Here is a 17,544-nt window from a genome sequence, read left to right as displayed (position 1 = left end):
ACTCCCCGTGACCACACCCGCCGCACACCACGTCATCGACGGCCACCGCACCGCCCCCGCGGCCGATACCGAGCACGCCGAAGTCCTCGACCCCTGTACCGGCGACCCGCGCCTGCGGGTGCCGTGTGCCGGAGCCGCCGACGTCGACCGCGCCGTACGGTCGGCGGAGGCGGCCTTCGGCGGCTGGTCGCGGACCACCCCGGGCGAGCGCCAGGCCGCGCTGCTGGAGCTGGCCGACGCCGTCCTCGGCAGGGCCGACGCGTTCCGGGAGGCCGAACTCGCCGACACCGGGAGCCGGGAGGCCGCGGAGGAGATCGGCGGGGTGGTGGACGAGATCCGCTTCTTCGCCGGTGCGGCGCGGCTCCTCGACGGTGTGGCGGGCGGCGAGTACGCGCCGGACCACACCTCCTACACCCGGCGGGAGCCGGTGGGTGTCTGCGCGCAGATCGCGCCGTGGAACTTCCCGCTGCTGATGGCGGTGTTGAAGTCGGTCCCGGCGCTCGCCGCCGGGAACAGCGTGGTGCTCAAGCCCGCGCTGACCACGCCCTCGTCGGCGCTGCTGCTCGCGGAGACCGCCGCGCGGATACTGCCTCCCGGGGTGCTCAACGTCGTCTGCGGCGGCCCGGCCACCGGACGGCTCATGGTCGAGCACCCGGTGCCGTCCGTGGTCTCGCTGACCGGGTCGGTGGCCGCCGGGGTGGACGTCGCCACCCGCGCCGCCGCCACGCTCAAGCGCACCCATCTGGAGCTGGGCGGCAAGACACCGGTGCTGGTCTGCGCGGACGCCGATCTCGCGGAGACCGCGCGGACCGTGGTCAACGGCGCGGTCGCCAACGCGGGGCAGGACTGCACCGCCGCCACCCGGGTCCTGGCCGTCGACGCCGTCCACGACCGGCTGGTCGAGGCCCTCGTCGCGGAGGCGGCCGACCGGCGCCCCGGCCCGCCGTCGGACCCGGCGAGCGCGTACGGGCCGTTGAACAACCCCGAGCAGCTGGCGCGCGTACAGGAGCACATCGACCGGCTGCCGTCGCACGCCCGGGTGGTCACCGGCGGCCACCGGGTCGGGGACCGGGGCTTCTTCTACGCGCCCACCGTGATCACCGGGGTACGGGCGGGCGACGCCGTCACCGAGGCGGAGATCTTCGGACCGGTCCTCACCGTCGAACGGTGCGCCGACGAGGCGGAGGCGGTACGGCGGGCCAACTCCTCGCCGTACGGCCTCGCCTCGGCGGTGTGGACCGGCGACCACCGGCGGGCGATGCGGCTCTCCGCGGAGCTGGACTACGGCACCGTGTGGGTCAACACCCATCTGCAGTTCCCCTCGGAGCTGCCGCACGGCGGCTTCCGCCGGTCCGGCCACAGCAACGACCTCTCCCGGTACGGATTCGAGTGCTACACCCGCATCAAGCAGGTGACCCACCGCCTGTAGCGGCCCGCGGCACACATCCGTACGGACATCCGCAGTGACCGGCCGGGCGGGTTCACCGGCCGGTCACCCGGCATCGAGGGGGAGAGGGTGGAACGTTCCCCGGGGGTCTTCGCGCCGCGCTGGCGGCTCACCAGCATCGGGATCGCCGTCGCCATCAGCCTGTTCGCCTTCGAGGGCATCGCGGTCGCCACCGTCATGCCCACGGCGGTGCGCGATCTGCACGGACTGGCCTTCTTCGGCTGGCCGTTCAGCGTCTTCCTGGTGATGAACCTGGTGGGTCTGGGCGCGGCCGGTCGGTGGTGCGACCGGATCGGGCCGCGCCGCCCGCTGCTCGCCGGGATCGCCGTGTTCACCGCCGGACTGCTGCTGGCCGGGACCGCCGGGCAGATGGCGGTGTTCGTGGTGGGCCGGGGCGCGCAGGGGCTCGGCGTCGGCCTCGCCTCGATCGCGGTCTTCCAACTCGTCGCCCTCGCCTACCCGGTCGGCCTGCGGCCCCGGGCGCTGGCCATCATCTCGGCGGCGTACGTCCTCCCGGCGCTGGTCGGGCCGGTCGTCGCGGGCGCGGTCACCGCGCACGCCGGGTGGCGCTGGGTCTTCCTCGGCCTGGTCCCGCTGGTGCTGGGCGGCGGGCTGACGCTGCGGCCCGCGCTGCGGACGGTACGGCCCCCGGGCGGGCCGGTGGCGGGCCGCTCCCGTAAGCCGCTCTTCGCGCTGGTCACCGGTGCCGGTGTGGTGGCGCTGCAGGCCGGGGGCGGCGCCGTGGCCGCCGGACGGACGGTCCCCGCCGTGCTCCTGACGGCGGCGGGGCTGGTGGCGCTCCGGTCCGGGCTGCGGGTGCTGCTGCCGCCGGGCGCGGGGCGGCTGCGGCGCGGGGTGCCCGCCGTGGTGGCGCTGCGCGGCCTGCTGGCCTGCGCCTTCTACGCCGTGGAGTCGGTGGTGCCGCTGACGCTGGTCACCCTGCACGGGCTCGGGACGGTCGCCTCCGGCCTGCCGCTGCTGGCCGGGGCCCTGGGCTGGTGGGCCGGGGCGCAGTTGCAGGGGCGGCTCACCGCACCGGACCGGGCGACGCTGCTGCGGTACGGGCTGACCGCCCTGGCGTGCTGCTTCGCGGGCGTGGCGGCCACCTGTCTGCCGGGCGTCCCGGCGTGGCCGGTCTACCCGCTGTGGATCGTGGGCGGTCTGGGCATGGGGGTGTGCGTGCCGACCACCGGGGTGCTCGTCCTGGACCAGTCCGCCGCGGACGAGACGGGCGGCAACGCCTCGGCGCTCCAGATCAGCGATGTGACGGCGGCGGGGTTGGGCACGGGCGTGGCCGGGGTGCTCGTGGGCGCGCACGCGGCGCGGGGGCCGGGGTTCGGCGCCGGGATGGTGGCGCTGGGCCTGCTGGCCGCGGCCGTCTGCGCCGCCGCGGCGGTGGGCGCCGCACGCGCCGCTCCGGTACCGGGGCGTGCCGTGGCGACCTGAGCCGTCCCGGCCACGCAGGCGCCGGAATTCACGTGGCACGTCCGGCTCACCGGTCGCTAGCATGACCCGCATGTCCACTCCGCGCGTTTCCTAGCGACCGCATCCCGCTTCAGGGGACAGGTCTGCCATCAGGAACTCACGGAGAGCACCCATTGATCACTGTACGTAATGTCGATGTGCGTGTCGGCGCACGTCTGCTGCTGTCGGACGTCAACTTCCACATCGCCCCCGGCGACCGCGTCGCCCTGGTCGGGCGCAACGGCGCCGGCAAGACCACGCTGATGCGCACGATGGCCGGTGAACTGCGCCCCGCCGCCGGGGCCATCACCACGACGGGCCCGCTCGGCTATCTCGCCCAGGACCCGCGCGGCGCCGACCAGGACCAGACGGTCACCGACCGGGTCCTGGCCGCCCGCGGACTGGACCGCGCCACCGCCGCGCTCCGCGCCGCCGAGACGGCCATGGCCGAGGCGCGGACCGACGCCGCGCGCGAGCGCGCCATGCGCGCCTACACCCGGGCGCAGGACGAGTTCGAGGTCCGCGGCGGCTATGCGGCCGAGGCGCTGGCCGGGCGGGTGACGGCCGGTGTCGGGCTGCCGGACCGGGTGCTGACACAGCGGCTCGGCGAGCTGTCCGGCGGTCAGCGCCGCCGGGTGGAGCTGGCCCGCATCCTCTTCGCCGAACAGGACACCCTGCTGCTCGACGAGCCCACCAACCACCTCGACGCGGACTCCATCGCCTGGCTGCGGGACTTCCTGTCCACCTTCCCCGGCGGGCTGCTGATGGTCAGTCACGACAACGAGCTGGTGGAGGCGGTGGCGAACCGCGTCATCCATCTCGACGCCGAGCGGCTGGCGATGGATGTCTACAACACCGGCTGGCGGCGGTATCTCGCCGACAGCGCCGCGGCCGAGCGCCGCCGTACCAGGGAGCGGGCCAACGCCGAGCGCAAGGCGGCGGCGCTGCACGCCCAGGCGGACAAGATGCGCTCGCATGTGGCGACCGCGGTGGCCGCGAAGAACATGGCCCGCCGCGCCGACACCATGCTGCGGGAGCTGGAGCCGGTGCACCGGGCCGCCCGGGTGGCGCGGGTCCGGCTGCCCACCCCGCAGCCCTCCGGACGTATCCCGCTGGCCGCCGTCGGTCTCGCCAAGTCCTACGGCGACCACACGGTCCTCGACGGGATCGACCTCGCCGTCGACCGGGGCAGCCGACTGGTCGTCCTCGGGCTGAACGGCGCCGGGAAGACGACGCTGCTCCGCCTCCTGGCGGGCGAGCAGCAGCCCGACCGGGGCCGGGTGGTGCCCGGACACGCCCTGCGTCTGGGGTACTTCGCGCAGGAGCACGACACCCTCGACCCCGCGGCGACGGTGTTCCGGTCGCTGGCGTCCGCGGCGCCGGAGCTGACCGACGGCGAGGTGCGGCAGGTGCTCGGCGCGTTCCTGTTCCGGGGTGACGACGCCGACAAGCCCACGGGTGTGCTCTCCGGCGGGGAGAAGACCCGGCTGGCGCTCGCCTGCCTGGTCCACTCCGGTGCGAACGTCCTGCTGCTCGACGAGCCCACCAACAACCTGGACCCGCTCTCCCGTGACGAGGTCCTGGCCGCGGTGGGCAACTACCCGGGCGCCGTCGTGATGGTCACCCACGACCGCGGCGCGGTGGAGGCGTTGCGTCCCGACCGGGTCCTGATCCTCCCCGACGGGGACGAGGACCTGTGGAGCGACACCTACGCCGATCTGGTCGCCCTGGCCTGATCACGCCCCGCGCGCGTCCGTCCCGTACCGATCCTCCGGTCCCGTGGACCGGCCGACAAGCTGAGGAGCACCATGCCCGATCTGCAAGGCCGCACCGCACTCGTCACCGGTTCCTCGCGCGGTATCGGCCGCGGTATCGCCGAACGGTTGGCGGCGGACGGCGCGCGCGTGGCGGTCCATTACGGACACGACGCCCGGGCGGCCGACGACACGGTGGCGGCCATCCGCGACCGCGGGGGCACAGCGTTCGCCGTCGGCGCCGATCTGTCGACGGTCGCCGGGGTGGAGGAGTTACTGACCGAGACGGCCGCCCGGTTCGCCGCGGGGGGCCGGGACCGTCTCGACGTACTGGTCAACAACGCGGGGTTCAGCCGGACGTTCTTCGAGGCCACCACGCCCGAGACCTTCGACGCGCTCTTCGCGGTGAACGCCCGGGCGCCGTTCTTCCTGGTCCAGCGGGCGCTGCCGCTGCTCGCCGACGGCGGCAGGGTGGTGTCGGTCTCGTCCGCGGCGGTCCGGGTGGCGGTCGCGGACGTGGCGTACACGATGGCCAAGGCGGCGGTGGTGGCGATGAGCCGGACGCTGGCGCATCTGCTGGGCGAGCGCGGCATCACGGTGAACACGGTGGCCCCGGGCGCCGTGGACACCGATCTGACGGCGGCGGAGCGGCGGGAGCAGCCGGAGGCCAGGCAGGTCGTGATCGACATGACCGCGCTCGGCCGGATCGGCACCCCCGCCGATGTCGCCGGGGTCGTGGCGTTCCTCGCCTCGGACGACGCGGGGTGGGTCACCGGCCAGCTCATCGAGAGCAGCGGTGGCCTGTTCCTGGGGCTGCCGCCCGGGCTGACGCAGTGACCGCACCCCACGACGAGAGAGGCGCCCTAGTGGGACTCGCCCAGCCAGCCCGCGTCGGACGGCGCGTCACAGCCGACGAAGGTGTTCACGAACGCCCCGGTGGCCTGCGCGTCGGCGGCGGTGCGACCCAGATCGGCCAGGAAGTCGGCGCCGAACGGCCGCAGTTCGGCCTGCTCGCAGGTGTAGGCAAAGGCCGCCAGCCGCTGGGCGTCGCGGGTCGCGGCGTAACCGGCCAGCGCCTCGTCGAGCGCGGTCGCGTCGCGGAGTCCGGCGCCGAGGGCGTCGGCGAGGACCGCGGCGTCGGCGAAGGCGTCGGAGATGCCCTGCGCCGAGACAGGGTCCTTGTGGTGACCGGCGTCCCCGGCCAGGACCCACCCCGGGCCGTGGGCGTGCCGCCGGGCGTTGCGGACGGCGGCGGCCCGCGGTCCGGTCACCAACGCGCCGCCCTTCAGGGCCTGTTCGACCTCGGGCACCGCCCGGAGCGCGGCGGTGTAGAACTCCGCCGCGCGGCCGGGGCCCGGCGCCTCCTCGGGCGGGAAGATCAGCGACACCACGGTGAGTCCGTCGTGCGTGGGCCAGAGGGAGATGCCGCGCCTGCCCCGGAACACCACCCGCACCCCGGGTTCGGTGACGCCGGACCAGTAGGCGTAGAGGCTGCGGGCGAGGGTGCCGCGGTCCTCCACGACGGCGGAGCCCGCCAGGCGCGCGACGGTGGAGTTACGGCCGTCGGCGCCGACGACGAGCCGTGCGCGCAGGGTGGCGGGGCCGTCCGGTCCACTCCCCCGGACCCCGGTGACCCGGCCGTCGACGGTGACGAGACCGGTGACCGAGAAGCGTTCCCGTAGCCGGGCGCCCCGGGTGCGGGCGGCGGCCACCAGCAGGGCGTCCAGTGCGGTCCGCCGGGGTGCATAGGTCACGGCCTCCGCACGACCGGCCCGCGGCACCCCGGTCAGCACCCGGCCCTCGAAATCGAGCGAGACGCCGCGCACGGGTGGGCATCCCGAATTCTCCAACTCCGGGACAAGGCCCCATTCATGCAGCTGCCGAACGCCCGGCCACCTGATCCAGTGGGTGGAGAGCGTATCGGCCCCGACTGGATTCCGGTCAACGATCTCGACGGAATAACCCCGCTCGGCGAGGAGCATTCCGAGGGGGGCACCGGCACACCGTGCACCGACGATGACGACGTCCCGAAGTTCATCTGCCGCAACTAATTCAGCATTCACCGGAACACATCCGCCTCTCTCTGGGAAATACGCCGCCGACCTCGGCATCTGTCGAGGTGAGAGGCGTGTGGGAGGGTGGTGCAGTGGCGTCGATTATGGCATCGGACATGCGGTGCGACGAGCGGGTTTCGGATTTTTTCGCGGCCTTATCGATTGGCCGGATCGGGTCCGTAAAACAGGGCGTCGCGCGCTCTTTCCTGCCTGCCGGGAACTGTATTGAGCCCACATCGCCGGTTCCGTTCGGGAACGTTGACACCTCTCTTCCCGCAGACCTAATCTTCCCTCATGTCCAGCGATTCGATCCCGTTAATTGCATCGCGCTGCCATGCGGCAGGAGACCCGATTCATCTCCTCTGCTATTTCGCCCCCGAGGCCGACAAGGAGTTCACCTCCGCCGGACTCGAACCGGGCCACATGGGGTACTTCGCCGGCCGAGCCGCTCCGCTCGGGCGCGCCTCCTCCGCCGCGGTGGCAGCCGCGTTCTTCAACTTCAACCCCGCACTCGTCGCCCGGCATCTGCCCCGGGCGTGGGATCTGGCCCCGCCCGAGCGGGTGACGGAGGCGCGGCTGACCGCCGTGGACCGGGCGCTGCACCGCATCCTCGGCGCGGAGACGGTGCGCGGTCCCCAGGTCGCCGAGGCGGCCCGCCTCGCCCGGACGGCAGCCGAGGCGTGCGCCCCGGAGGGACGGCCGCTGTACGCCGCCCACGCCGAGTTGGCCTGGCCCCGGGAGCCCCATCTGGTGCTCTGGCACGCCCTCACGCTCCTGCGCGAGCACCGCGGTGACGGCCATATCGCCGCGCTCGTCGGCCATGGCGTCGGTGCCGTCGCCGCCCTGATCACCGACACCGCCACCGGGCAGAGCCTCTTCACCGCGGAGCAGGTGCGCGTCCACCGCGACTGGTCCGTGGCGGACTGGGAGGCGGAGACCGCCGCGCTCACCGAGGCGGGCGTCCTGGACGCCGCCGGGCGGCTGTCGGCGGCGGGCAGGGAGTTGCGCTCCCGGATCGAGGCGGCGACCGACGCCGCCGCGGCTCCCCCGTACCGCGCACTGGGCGCGGAGCCGGCCGAGCGGCTGATCGGGCTGTGCACACCGCTGCGTGACACGGTGGCCGCCTCCGGTGAGCTGCCGCGCAACGACACCGCGGACCGGCCCGCCCGGGGCTGAGACCGTCCGCCCGCGCACCGGTGGCTCCCGCCGACCGCCGGTCCGGCCGTGGAAGGAGCGATGCCCGCGCCCCCGCCGGGCGCCCCCCCCCTTTCCGTAACTCCGCGCCTCCCGCACGGGACCGACGTGTCCGGGAGGCCGTCCAGCGAGCGCCCGTCCGTGTCGCGGGCCGCTCGGCCCCACGACCCCGTCCTGCCGCGGGGCGCCGTGTCCGGACCGCCATCCGGACGTGTGCCGCCCCGCGCGCGGGACGCCGTTCGCCGCCCCCGGGACCGCCGAGGGCCCGACCGGGTACCACCCGGCTCCGCGACGGCACCGCGGAGCACCCCGCCGGACCCGCAGGCACGCGTCACCCGCGTCCGCCTGCGCGCCGGTCCCGGCGCCCGCCGTGGCGCGGACCGGGCGAGCCGTTCCGGCGTCCGGCGCGCACACCCCTGCGCGCCCGCACCTCGCCACACCAACCACCCCAGCGGAGGTGACCCATGGACGTCACCGCACTCATCGATGCGGTCTCGCGGACCAGAAGCCGAGCCGACCGGCTCCCCCGGCAGGAGATCATCGACCGGCTCTCCCGCGCGCTCACCGCGTTCACCACCTCCTCGGCCAACCAGCGCTTCGCCGAGGAGTACCGCCCGAGCGGCAACTACACGCGGCTGCTGCTGAACTCCCCGCAGGACGCCTACCAGATCGTCCTCGTGTTCTGGGGGCCGGGACAGGGCAGCCCCGTCCACGACCACGACGACACGATCGGCGTGGTCAGCGCGCTCACCGGCCGGACGAAGGAGGTCAAGTACGTCCTCGCGCCCCACGGCGAGGAGCGCGTCGGGCTCACTGCCACGGGCGAGTTCATCCTCGCCCCGGGCCGGATCACCCCGATCCTGCCCGAACGCGACAAGCAGCTGCACCTGATGGTGAACGAGCAGGACCACTGGTCGGCCACCGTCCACGTCTACCTCACCGCGATCCACCGCTACCGGCAGTTCACGGTGACGCCGGACGGCACCTACCGGGCGGCCGAGACCCAGCTGTGGTTCGACGAGTCCGACGTCGGCCGCCGGATGCCCGCGAGCACCCGTTCCTGACCCACCGGGGTACGCCGCCCGGCGCCGCGGGACGGCGCCCGGTCCCGTAGAGAGAGGTAGCGATGGATCTGCTGGACGCCGTGGCCCGCCAGGCGCGCCGCACCCCGGACGCCGTGGCGCTGACCGATCACCGCGGGACGCACCTGACCTACGCCGGGCTCCAGGCCCGCGCCCGGGCGGCGGCGGGCTCCCTGACCGCGCTCGGGGTGCGGCCCGGGGACCGGGTCGGGCTGGTGCTGCCCCGCACCGCGGAGCTGTTCGTCCTCGAACTCGCCGTACTGCTCGCCGGTGGCTGCTACACCCCGTTGGACCCGGATCAGCCGCCGGACCGGCTGCGGCTGCTGCTGGACCGCGCCGCGGTGGCCGTCCTGCTCACCGACGACACGGAGCTGGCGCGGGACGCCGGTGTCCGCGCGGTGCAGCCCGGTGCGCTGCCGCCCGCGGACCCCGCCGCCCCGCGCCCGCGGGAGGCCCGCCCGGAGGACCCCGCCTACTGCCTGTTCACCTCGGGTTCGACGGGGACCCCGGTGGGCACCTTGATCAGCCGTGCGGCGCTGGACGTCTACGTGGCGGCGTACGCGCGGCTGGTCGGCGCCTCGCCGCGGGAGCGCGGGGCGCAGCTCGGCTCGCCCGGGTTCGACGTCACCGTCGACGAGCTGTGGCCGTTCCTGACCACCGGCGCGTCGGTGCATCTCGCGTCCGACGCCGACCGCGCCTCGCCGCGCGCGCTGGTGGACTGGCTGCGCGCCCACCGGATCACCCAGACCTACATCCCGCCGCTGCTGCTGGAGTCGGTCTTCGCCCTGGACGGCGCGGAGTTGGGGGACGTACGGCTCATCCGTACCGGCGGTGAGCGCCTCGCCGCCTATCCGCCGCCGGGGTTCCCCAGCCGGGTGCTGAACGAGTACGGGCCGACGGAGACCGTGGCCGGGGCGGTGTTCTGCGATGTGTCCGCCTGGCCCGACCGCGGTGTGCTGCCGCCCATCGGCAGGCCGCTGCCGCACATCCGGGCCCGCGTCCGCGACCGGGCGGGGCGGCCGGTCGTCCCGGGGACGCCGGGCGAGCTGTATCTGGGCGGTCCGACCGTCGGCATCGGCTACCTCGGCGACGACGAGCGGACCGCGCGCAGGTTCGTCGAGGTGGACGGGGAGCGCTGCTTCCGCACCGGCGACCTGGTGCGGGAACTGCCCTCCGGCGATCTGGAGTTCCTGCGCCGCCTCGACGATCAGGTCCAACTGCTGGGCAAGCGCGTGGAGTTGGGGGAGGCGGAGAGTGCGGCGGGCGCCCATCCCGCGGTCCGGCGGGCGGCGGTGGCGGCCCCCGCGGACGCGGCGGGGCGGGCGGAGCGGCTGGTGTGCTTCGTGGAGTGGCGCCCGGGCCACGGCGCCGCCGACACCGACGGACTCCTGGACCGTCTGCGCCGGACGCTGCCGCCGCACATGGTCCCGTCCGAGGTGCACACGGTCGACCGGCTGCCCACGACCCCGTCGGGCAAGGTCGACCGGCGGGCGCTGCTCGCCGCCCGGCCGACCGCCGCCCACCCGCCCGCGACGCCGGAGGCGCTGGTGGGGGTCTGGGAGCGGGTCCTGGGGGTCAGCGGTCTCACCGCCGACGCGGACTTCTTCCTGTACGGCGGTGACTCGGCGCGCGCGGTGCGTGCGGTGGCCGAGATCGGGCTGCGGCTCGGGGTGCGGGTCACCGCGCGCGATGTGTTCGTCCATCCCACCCCTGCCCGGCTCGCCGAGCGGCTGACGAAGGAGACCCGGTGAGCGCAAGCCCCGTGCTCGACATGATCGCGGCGACCGCGGCCGCCCACCCCGGCGCGACGGCCGTCGTCCAGGGCGACCGCTCACTGACCTACCGGCAACTGGCCGAGGACGTCAGGGCGTTCGCCGACGCGCTGGCCGCCCGGGGCGCCTCCTGCGGTACCCACGTCCTGCTGGTGCTGGAGAACCGGCCCGAGTTCGCGGTCGCCTACTTCGCCACCGCGGAGGCGGGCTGCACGGTCGAGGCGGTCGATCCGGACCAGCCGCCGGAGGCGCTGCGGCGGCGGCTGGCCGACAGCCGCCCCGCCGTCGTGGTCACCACGTCCGGCCACCCGGTGGCCGCCCTCACCGACCGCCCGGTCCTGTACGCGGACGCGCCGCTCCCCCGGCCCCGGGCGGACGCGCCCCGGACCGCGCGGGCGGGCGGCCCCTGGGTGACCGCGCTCTCCTCCGGCAGCACCGGCGAGCCCAAGCGCGTCGTACGCGACCAGGAACACCAGGTCGCCGAGGCGGGCAACATCACCGCGACGGCGGACATCCGCGCCGAGGACGTCCTGCTCTGCCCGGTGCCGCTCTTCCACGCGCTCGGGCAGTTCTGCTGTCTGCTGGCGGCGGTCCGCTCCGGCGCCACGCTGGTGCTCACCGACCGCGGCGCGGACGCCTCCGCCGTGGACGCCGTGGTGGCGGCGCTGGCCCGGCACCGCGTCACCCTGCTGATCGCCGTGCCCCAGCTCTTCGACGCCCTGGCCGACCTGCCCGCGGACGTACCGGTGGAGCTGGGCGCGGTCCGCCTCTGTCTGTCCGGCAGCAACTTCCTCGACCCGGCCGTGACACACCGCTTCACGGCCCGCTTCGGCCTGCCGGTACGCCAGAGTTACGGGTCCACGGAGGCGGGCAGCGTCTGCTGGGACGTCGGCGCCGAGCCCTCCCCCGGCACCGTCGGCACCCCGTTGAACGGGGTACGCGTCGAGGTCCTCGGCGAGGGCGGCGCTCCGCTGCCGCCGGGCGTGACCGGCGAGATCGTGGTCTCCGGCCCGGCCGTCGTCGCCGACCCCGGCAGCGGGCGCCACCGCACCGGCGATCTGGGCAGCCTGGACGCCGCGGGCAGGCTGACCGTCGTCGGGCGCTCCCGGGTGCTGATCGACACCGGCGGCCACAAGGTCAACCCGGTCGAGGTCGAACGCGTCCTCGCCGCCCATCCCTCGGTCGCCGACGCGGGCGTGGCCGGGGTGCCGCTGCCGGGCCGGGGCGCGCTGCTGGTGGCGGCGGTCCGCCCGCGCGACGGCGTCCGCGCCGACCCCGCCGCGCTGCTCGCCCACTGCGCCCGCCGACTGCCCTCCCACGCGGTGCCCCAACGGGTGCGTACGGTGGCCGAGGTGCCGCGCACCGCGCTGGGCAAGGTCCGCCGTACGGAGTTGGCCGCGCTGCTCGCGGACGGCGGGGACGGGCCGGACGCCGGGGCACGCGAGCGGCTGACGGCGCTGCCACCCGAGCGGTGGCGCGCCGAGGCCGTCGCCCGGCTGCGCCGCGCGGTGGCCGAGGTGGCGGGGACGGCGCCCGCGGCGGTGGACCCGGACGCCCCGGCGCGGGACGCCGGGGTGGACTCGCTCGCCGCGCTGCGGCTGCGCACCACCCTCCACGCGGAGCTGGGCGTACGGCTGCCGCTGCCCCTCCTGCTGGGCCCCCGCCCGCTGCGGGAGGTCGCCGAGGAGGTGGCCGGACGGCTCGACGGGCCGGGGGACGACACCGGTCCGGTGCCGCGCGGACCGGCCGTCGGCAGCTTCCCGCTCGCCCCGAACCAGCTGTCGCTCTGGCACGCCGACCAGCTCCAACTGGGCGGTTCGGCCTATGTGGTGGCCGTCGCGGCGCGTCTGACCGGCGGCTGTGACGTGGCGGCGCTGCGGCGCGCGTGGACGGCGCTGGCCCAGCGGCACCCGGTGCTGCGCACCTCGTTCCCGCTGCGCGACGGGGAGCCGGTGCAGCGGGTGGCGGCCGAGGCGCGGGTGGACTTCGCCGTCGTGCCGTCGGCGGACCGCGAGGAGCTGACCCGGTCGGCGTTCGCGCCGTTCGACCTGACCGCGGGGGTGCCGCTGCGCGTCCGGCTCCACACCGGCGGGTCCGGCGACCCGGTGCTGGTGGTCTCCCAGCACCATCTGCTCACCGACCACTGGTCCACCGTCCTGCTGTTGCGGGAGCTTGCGGTGCTCTACGCGGCGGAGACCACCGGCGACGAGGCGTATCTGCCGCCGCCCGCGCACAGCTACGCGGACTTCGCGGTGTGGTCCCTGGCGCGGTCCCGCTCCCCGCTCGGCGCGGCCGACCGTGACCACTGGGTGCGGGAGCTGACGCCGCCGCCCCCGCCCGCGGAGCTGCCCACCGACCGGCCCCGCCCCGCGGTGCGCGGACAGCGCGGGGCGGCGCTGCGGACGGAGCTGACCCCGGCGCGCTCCGCCGCGGTCCGCGCGTACGCCCGGACCGCGAGCACGACGCCCTACGCCGTACTGCTGGCGGTCTTCCATGTACTGCTGCACGCGCATACGGGGCGCGCCGACAGCGCCGTCGCGGTGAACACCGCCAACCGCGACCGGCCCGAATTCGCCGAGGTGCCGGGCTGCTTCACCAACATCGTGGTGCACCGGGTGCGGCTCTCCCCGGGGCAGTCGTTCACGGATCTGGTCGGCTCGGTGGGCGACCGGCTGCTGGCGGGCCTCGACCACAGCGGCACCACCGTCGACCAGTTGCTGGGCCCGCTGGGCGTGGCACGCGACCGGGGCCGGGCACCGCTGGTGGAGGTCGGGTTCGGCCAGAACACCGCCCACGACCCGGCGCTGGGCCCCCTCGCCACGCTGCTCACCACCGACCGCGACGGTGTGCCGGTCCCCCTGGGGCCGCTGACCCTGGAGACGGTCGCGCTGCCCCGCACCGGGGCGGTCTACGACCTGGCCGGGGTGGTGTCCGAGCACGGCGACGCGCTCGGCGTCACCTGGGAGTACGACACGGACCTCTTCGCCCGGTCCACGGTGGCCGGGCTGGCGGACCGCTTCGGGACGCTGGTGGACACCCTGCTCGCCGCGCCCGACGCCGCGTTGCGCACCGTCACCGCCCCGGCGCCGCCCGGGCCCGCCGCGGCGCCCCCGGGTGAGCCGGTCGCCGACCGGATACGCCGGTGGGCCGAGGCGGACCCCGGGGCCCCGGCGGTCGTCGACGGGACGCGGACGACGGCCTACGGCGTCCTCGACCGGGCCGCGGACCGGGTGGCGGCCGCGCTCACCGCCGCCGCGCCCGGCACCGTGGTGGCCGTCCGGGCCGGGCGGCCCGCCGAGCTGGCCGCCGCGTGCCTGGGCGTGCTGCGCGCGGGGCTCGTCTGCGCGCCCCTGACCGGCGAGGGCGGCGCCGGGTCCGCCGAACTGTCCGAGGTGGGGGCCGCTTTGCTGGTGGACGCGGCGGGGTGCACGGACACCCCGGACACCGCCGCGGTGCCCGTCGAGGCGGTGTCCGCACCGCCGGTGCCGCGCCCCGACGGCCCGCGGGCGCCCGCGCTGGTGATCCGCACCAGCGGCACCACCGGGCCCCGCCGCCCGGTACCGCTCGGGCAGCGGGCGCTCGCGGACGCGGTCCGCGACGGCGAGCGGGGCGAGGTGCTGCTGACCCACGGGGCGGCCGACCGGCTCGCGTGCGAGCTGCTCACCACCCTCGCGGCGGGCCACGCCGCGGTCCCCCTCGCCCCCGACGCCCGGCTGGCGGAGCTGGCGCGCGGCCGCCCGGCAGCCGTGGCCACCCTCACCCCCACCGAACTGGCGCTGCTCCTCTCCCGCCTGGACGGCACCGCGGCCCCCGCGGTGCGCACGCTGGTGATCGGCGGCGAGCCCCTCGGCGCGGACCTGGTACGCCGCTGGCGCTCCCACGCCCCGGACGGCCGTCTGGTGCACACGTACGGCGGCGCCGAGTGGGGGCTGGTGCTGGCCGAGGAGGAGGTGACGGGCGACGGGGACGCGGAGCCCGCCACCGGCCTCGTACCGGTGGGCCGACCCGCGCCCGGGACGGCGCTGTGCGTCGTCGACGCCTGGGGCCGCGCCTGCCCGGCGGGCGTCCCCGGGGAGATCTCCGTCGCCACCGGGGACCGCGCGGCACCGTCCGCGGCCCCGGACGCGTCGCTCCCGCACCCGTCGCGCCCCGATATCCGGGTGCGGCGCACCGGGGACGCCGGGCTCCGCCTCCCGGACGGCAGGCTGGTCGTCCTCGGGCCTCTCGACCGGATCCGCTCCGAGCGCGGCTACCACCGGGCCCCGGCCCGGGTCGAGGCCGTGCTGCGGGGTCACCCGGCCGTACGGGCGGCCGTGGTCGCGGACGGCGCGGACGGGCCCGTCGCGGTGGTGGAGACGGACGGGAGCGTGGCCGAGGGGGCACTGCGGGAGCTGCTGCGCGGTGCGCTGCCCGCGCATCTGGTGCCCGAACGGCTGGTGTGCCGGGCGCCGTTGCCGCGGACGCCGGACGGCAAGGCCCGGCGGACGCCTCCGGCGGAACCGGCCACCGGCACGGCCCCGCCCGCCCCCGCCGAGGAGCTGACCGGGGTCGAGGCGGCGCTGGCGCGGGTGTGGCGGGAGGTGCTGGGCGTCGCGCACGTCGGTCCGGACGACGACTACTACGCGCTGGGCGGCGACTCGGTGCAGGCGGTCCGCATCGCCACCAGGGCGGCGGAAGCGGGCCTCCAGGTCACCCGGCGGCATCTGTTCACCCACCCGACCGTCCGCGCGCTGGCCCGGGTCACCACCTCGGCCGCCGCCGCGACCACGGTCCGCGCCAGTTTCGCCCGCCGCCGCTCCCTCCCGCTCACCCCGGTGCAACGCTGGTTCTTCGCGCTGGCGCTGCCGGACGCGGGCCACTGGAACCAGTCGGTCGCCCTGTCGGTGCCTCCCACGCTCACCACGGAGGCGCTGACCGGCGCCGTACGGGCGGTGGCCGACCACCATCCCGTTCTCCGCCACCGCTTCCGCCACCGCGCGACACGGTGGGAGCAGGTTCTCGACCCGACCGCGCAGACGGTCGAGGTCGAGGAGGTCACGGCCGACGGCGGCGCGGCGGTCCGTACCGCGACCGCACGGGCCCGACGCGGCTTCGACATCGCCGCGGGCCCGCTGCTGCGCGCCACCCTCGTCCACACCGGCGGGGAGCGGCGCCTGCTGGTCCTGACCGCGCATCACCTGGTGGTGGATGTGCTGTCGTGGGGCGTGCTCCTGGACGACCTGCGCACCGCCTGCGCGCACGGCACGGCGGGCACCCCCGTCCGGCTGCGCCCCGGGGCCGTCACCTACGACCGGTGGGCGCGGTCCCTGCGGGACGACGGCGGCGAGAACACCGGGGAGGACTCCCCCGATGCGCACCCGGACGGGCCGCCCACGACGTACGAGCGCGCCACCCGGGTCGCCGAGCGTGCGCTCGACCCGTCGTCCACCGGGCGGCTGCTCGACGGTGTACGGGCCCGCGGCGCGCACCCCGCCGACGCCGTCCTGGCCGCGGCGGCCACCGCGGTCGCCGCCGCGCTGGACCGCCGCACGGTCCGCGCCGTGACCGAACTGCACGGCCGGGACGAGGAGAAGGTCGGCGGCGCGGACCTGTCGCGGACCGTGGGCTGGTTCACCGCGCTGGCGCCCGTCCGGGTCGACGCGGCGCCGGACGCCGATCCGCGCACGGTCCTCGACGCCGCCCGGGCGGCCCGCACGGACGCCGACGGCCACGGCGCCGCCCGCCTCACCGGCCCGGACCGGCCGTGGCTGAGCGTCAACTACCTGGGCGCCCTCGGCACGCTCTTCGCGGGCGCGGCCGACGGCGACGGCCTGACGGAGTCCGCCCTGCCGGACCGGGGCGACCGCGGTCCGGACAACCCCCGGCCGTTCCACTGGGAGTTCAGCGCCCACACCGAAGGAGACACCTTGCGGCTGCGACTGGCACACGCGGACGGTACGGACCGGGCGGAGCGCCTGCTCGACGCCGCCTGCGGCTATCTCCGGGACCTCGCCGCTGCCCTGGAGCGGGAGGCGGCCCGATGAGCGCGGAGTGGCTGGTGGACCTGGTGCCCGCCGGGCGGCCGCGGCGGGTGGTGTACCTCTTCCCGCACGCGGGCGCGGGCGTCGCCGCGGTGCTGGCGCTGGGCCGCGCGCTGGGGCCGGAGCCGCATCCGGTGGCGGTCCGGCTGCCCGGCCGGGAGGCGCTGCTCGACGAGGCGCCGCTCACCGACCTCCCGGCGCTGGCCGCCCGGCTGGCCCCCGCCGTCCGCGCCCATGCGGACGGCGCCGAGATCGTCCTCTACGGCCACTCCTCGGGCTCGGTCCTCGCCTACGAGACGGCCCGGGCGCTGGGGCCCGCGGGCCCCGCCCTGCTCGCGGTCTCCGCACAGCAGGCGCCGGGGACCGCCGTCCGCACCGCCGACGGCTGCTGGGACCTGCCCGACGAGGAGTTCTTCGCCCAGGTCGTCGCGGACGGCTATCTCCCCGCCGAACTGCTCGACGCCCCCGACGTCCTGGAGATGGTGGCCCCGGCGCTGCGCGCCGACTACCGGGCGACGCACGAGTACCTCACCGGCACGGCCCCCCGGACACCGCTGGCGGCGCCGATCCTCACCGCCCGCGGCACGGAGGACCTGACCGTCTCCGCGGCGGACCTCGCCGCCTGGTCGGCGCTGACGACGGGCGGGCACACGACCGCGGCGCTCGCCGCCGGGCACAACCTGCTGCGCGACTGCCCGGAGGAGTTGGCCGCCGCCCTCCGGCAGGCGCTGCCCTGACCTCCGGGCGCCGCGCCCGG

10 protein-coding genes are annotated in these 17,544 nt (G+C 76.2%); 9 read left to right on the top strand and 1 reads right to left on the bottom strand.

The window, feature by feature from the left end:
* Window positions 1-7: 7 nt before the first annotated feature.
* The 4 genes from IF23_RS0108620 (at window position 8) to IF23_RS0108605 (ending at window position 5,502) form a co-directional block, all read left to right on the top strand.
* Complete coding sequence (locus IF23_RS0108620; RefSeq protein WP_051739429.1) at window positions 8-1,429, top strand: aldehyde dehydrogenase family protein; 1,422 nt, start codon at window positions 8-10, stop codon at window positions 1,427-1,429.
* 87 nt (window positions 1,430-1,516) lie between these two features.
* Window positions 1,517-2,893, top strand: a complete 1,377-nt coding sequence (locus IF23_RS0108615; RefSeq protein ID WP_030281541.1) for an MFS transporter — start codon at window positions 1,517-1,519, stop codon at window positions 2,891-2,893.
* Window positions 2,894-3,045: 152 nt separating this feature from the next.
* Window positions 3,046-4,647, top strand: coding sequence for an ABC-F family ATP-binding cassette domain-containing protein (locus tag IF23_RS0108610; RefSeq protein ID WP_030281539.1), 1,602 nt, complete (start codon window positions 3,046-3,048; stop codon window positions 4,645-4,647).
* Between the two features lie 72 nt (window positions 4,648-4,719).
* Window positions 4,720-5,502 (top strand): SDR family NAD(P)-dependent oxidoreductase, encoded by a 783-nt coding sequence (locus IF23_RS0108605; RefSeq protein WP_030281537.1) that lies wholly within the window; start codon window positions 4,720-4,722, stop codon window positions 5,500-5,502.
* A 26-nt stretch (window positions 5,503-5,528) separates the two neighbouring features.
* Here the strand turns inward: IF23_RS0108605 and IF23_RS0108600 are convergent, their stop codons facing one another.
* Entirely contained in the window at window positions 5,529-6,647 is a 1,119-nt protein-coding gene (locus tag IF23_RS0108600; protein ID WP_245654933.1) for an NAD(P)/FAD-dependent oxidoreductase, read from the bottom strand.
* Window positions 6,648-7,013: 366 nt separating this feature from the next.
* Here IF23_RS0108600 and IF23_RS0108595 point away from each other — a divergent pair, with 366 nt between their 5' ends.
* The 5 genes from IF23_RS0108595 to IF23_RS0108575 all read left to right on the top strand — a co-directional run bounded on the left by IF23_RS0108595 (window position 7,014) and on the right by IF23_RS0108575 (window position 17,524).
* Entirely contained in the window at window positions 7,014-7,895 is an 882-nt protein-coding gene (locus IF23_RS0108595) for an SCO6745 family protein (RefSeq protein WP_051739427.1), read from the top strand.
* Between the two features lie 482 nt (window positions 7,896-8,377).
* Window positions 8,378-8,977, top strand: coding sequence for a cysteine dioxygenase (locus IF23_RS0108590; RefSeq protein ID WP_030281530.1), 600 nt, complete (start codon window positions 8,378-8,380; stop codon window positions 8,975-8,977).
* 62 nt (window positions 8,978-9,039) lie between these two features.
* Window positions 9,040-10,746: a non-ribosomal peptide synthetase gene (locus IF23_RS0108585; protein ID WP_030281528.1), complete on the top strand. Its 1,707-nt coding sequence runs from the start codon at window positions 9,040-9,042 to the stop codon at window positions 10,744-10,746.
* On the top strand, window positions 10,743-16,790 hold the full coding sequence (locus IF23_RS0108580) for an AMP-binding protein (protein ID WP_157847986.1): 6,048 nt from the start codon (window positions 10,743-10,745) through the stop codon (window positions 16,788-16,790). The genes IF23_RS0108585 and IF23_RS0108580 overlap by 4 nt, the downstream gene beginning before the upstream one ends.
* Entirely contained in the window at window positions 16,787-17,524 is a 738-nt protein-coding gene (locus tag IF23_RS0108575) for a thioesterase II family protein (RefSeq protein WP_051739425.1), read from the top strand. The genes IF23_RS0108580 and IF23_RS0108575 overlap by 4 nt, the downstream gene beginning before the upstream one ends.
* Window positions 17,525-17,544 lie beyond the last annotated feature (20 nt).

It is taken from the genome of Streptomyces catenulae, assembly GCF_000718015.1.
In the GTDB taxonomy this organism is placed as follows: Bacteria; Actinomycetota; Actinomycetes; order Streptomycetales; family Streptomycetaceae; genus Streptomyces; species Streptomyces catenulae.
The sequence above is the reverse complement of the archived record's forward strand: the minus strand, read 5'-3'. Positions and strand labels throughout refer to the sequence as shown.

What these genes read in the sequence shown, in the direction of transcription:
- IF23_RS0108590 (WP_030281530.1), top strand. Translation starts at nt 8,378, where the DNA reads ATGGACGTCACCGCACTCATCGATGCGGTCTCGCGGACCAGAAGCCGA.
- IF23_RS0108595 (WP_051739427.1), top strand. Translation starts at nt 7,014, where the DNA reads ATGTCCAGCGATTCGATCCCGTTAATTGCATCGCGCTGCCATGCGGCA.
- IF23_RS0108575 (WP_051739425.1), top strand. Translation starts at nt 16,787, where the DNA reads ATGAGCGCGGAGTGGCTGGTGGACCTGGTGCCCGCCGGGCGGCCGCGG.
- IF23_RS0108605 (WP_030281537.1), top strand. Translation starts at nt 4,720, where the DNA reads ATGCCCGATCTGCAAGGCCGCACCGCACTCGTCACCGGTTCCTCGCGC.
- IF23_RS0108585 (WP_030281528.1), top strand. Translation starts at nt 9,040, where the DNA reads ATGGATCTGCTGGACGCCGTGGCCCGCCAGGCGCGCCGCACCCCGGAC.
- IF23_RS0108600 (WP_245654933.1), bottom strand. Translation starts at nt 6,647, where the DNA reads ATGCTCCTCGCCGAGCGGGGTTATTCCGTCGAGATCGTTGACCGGAAT.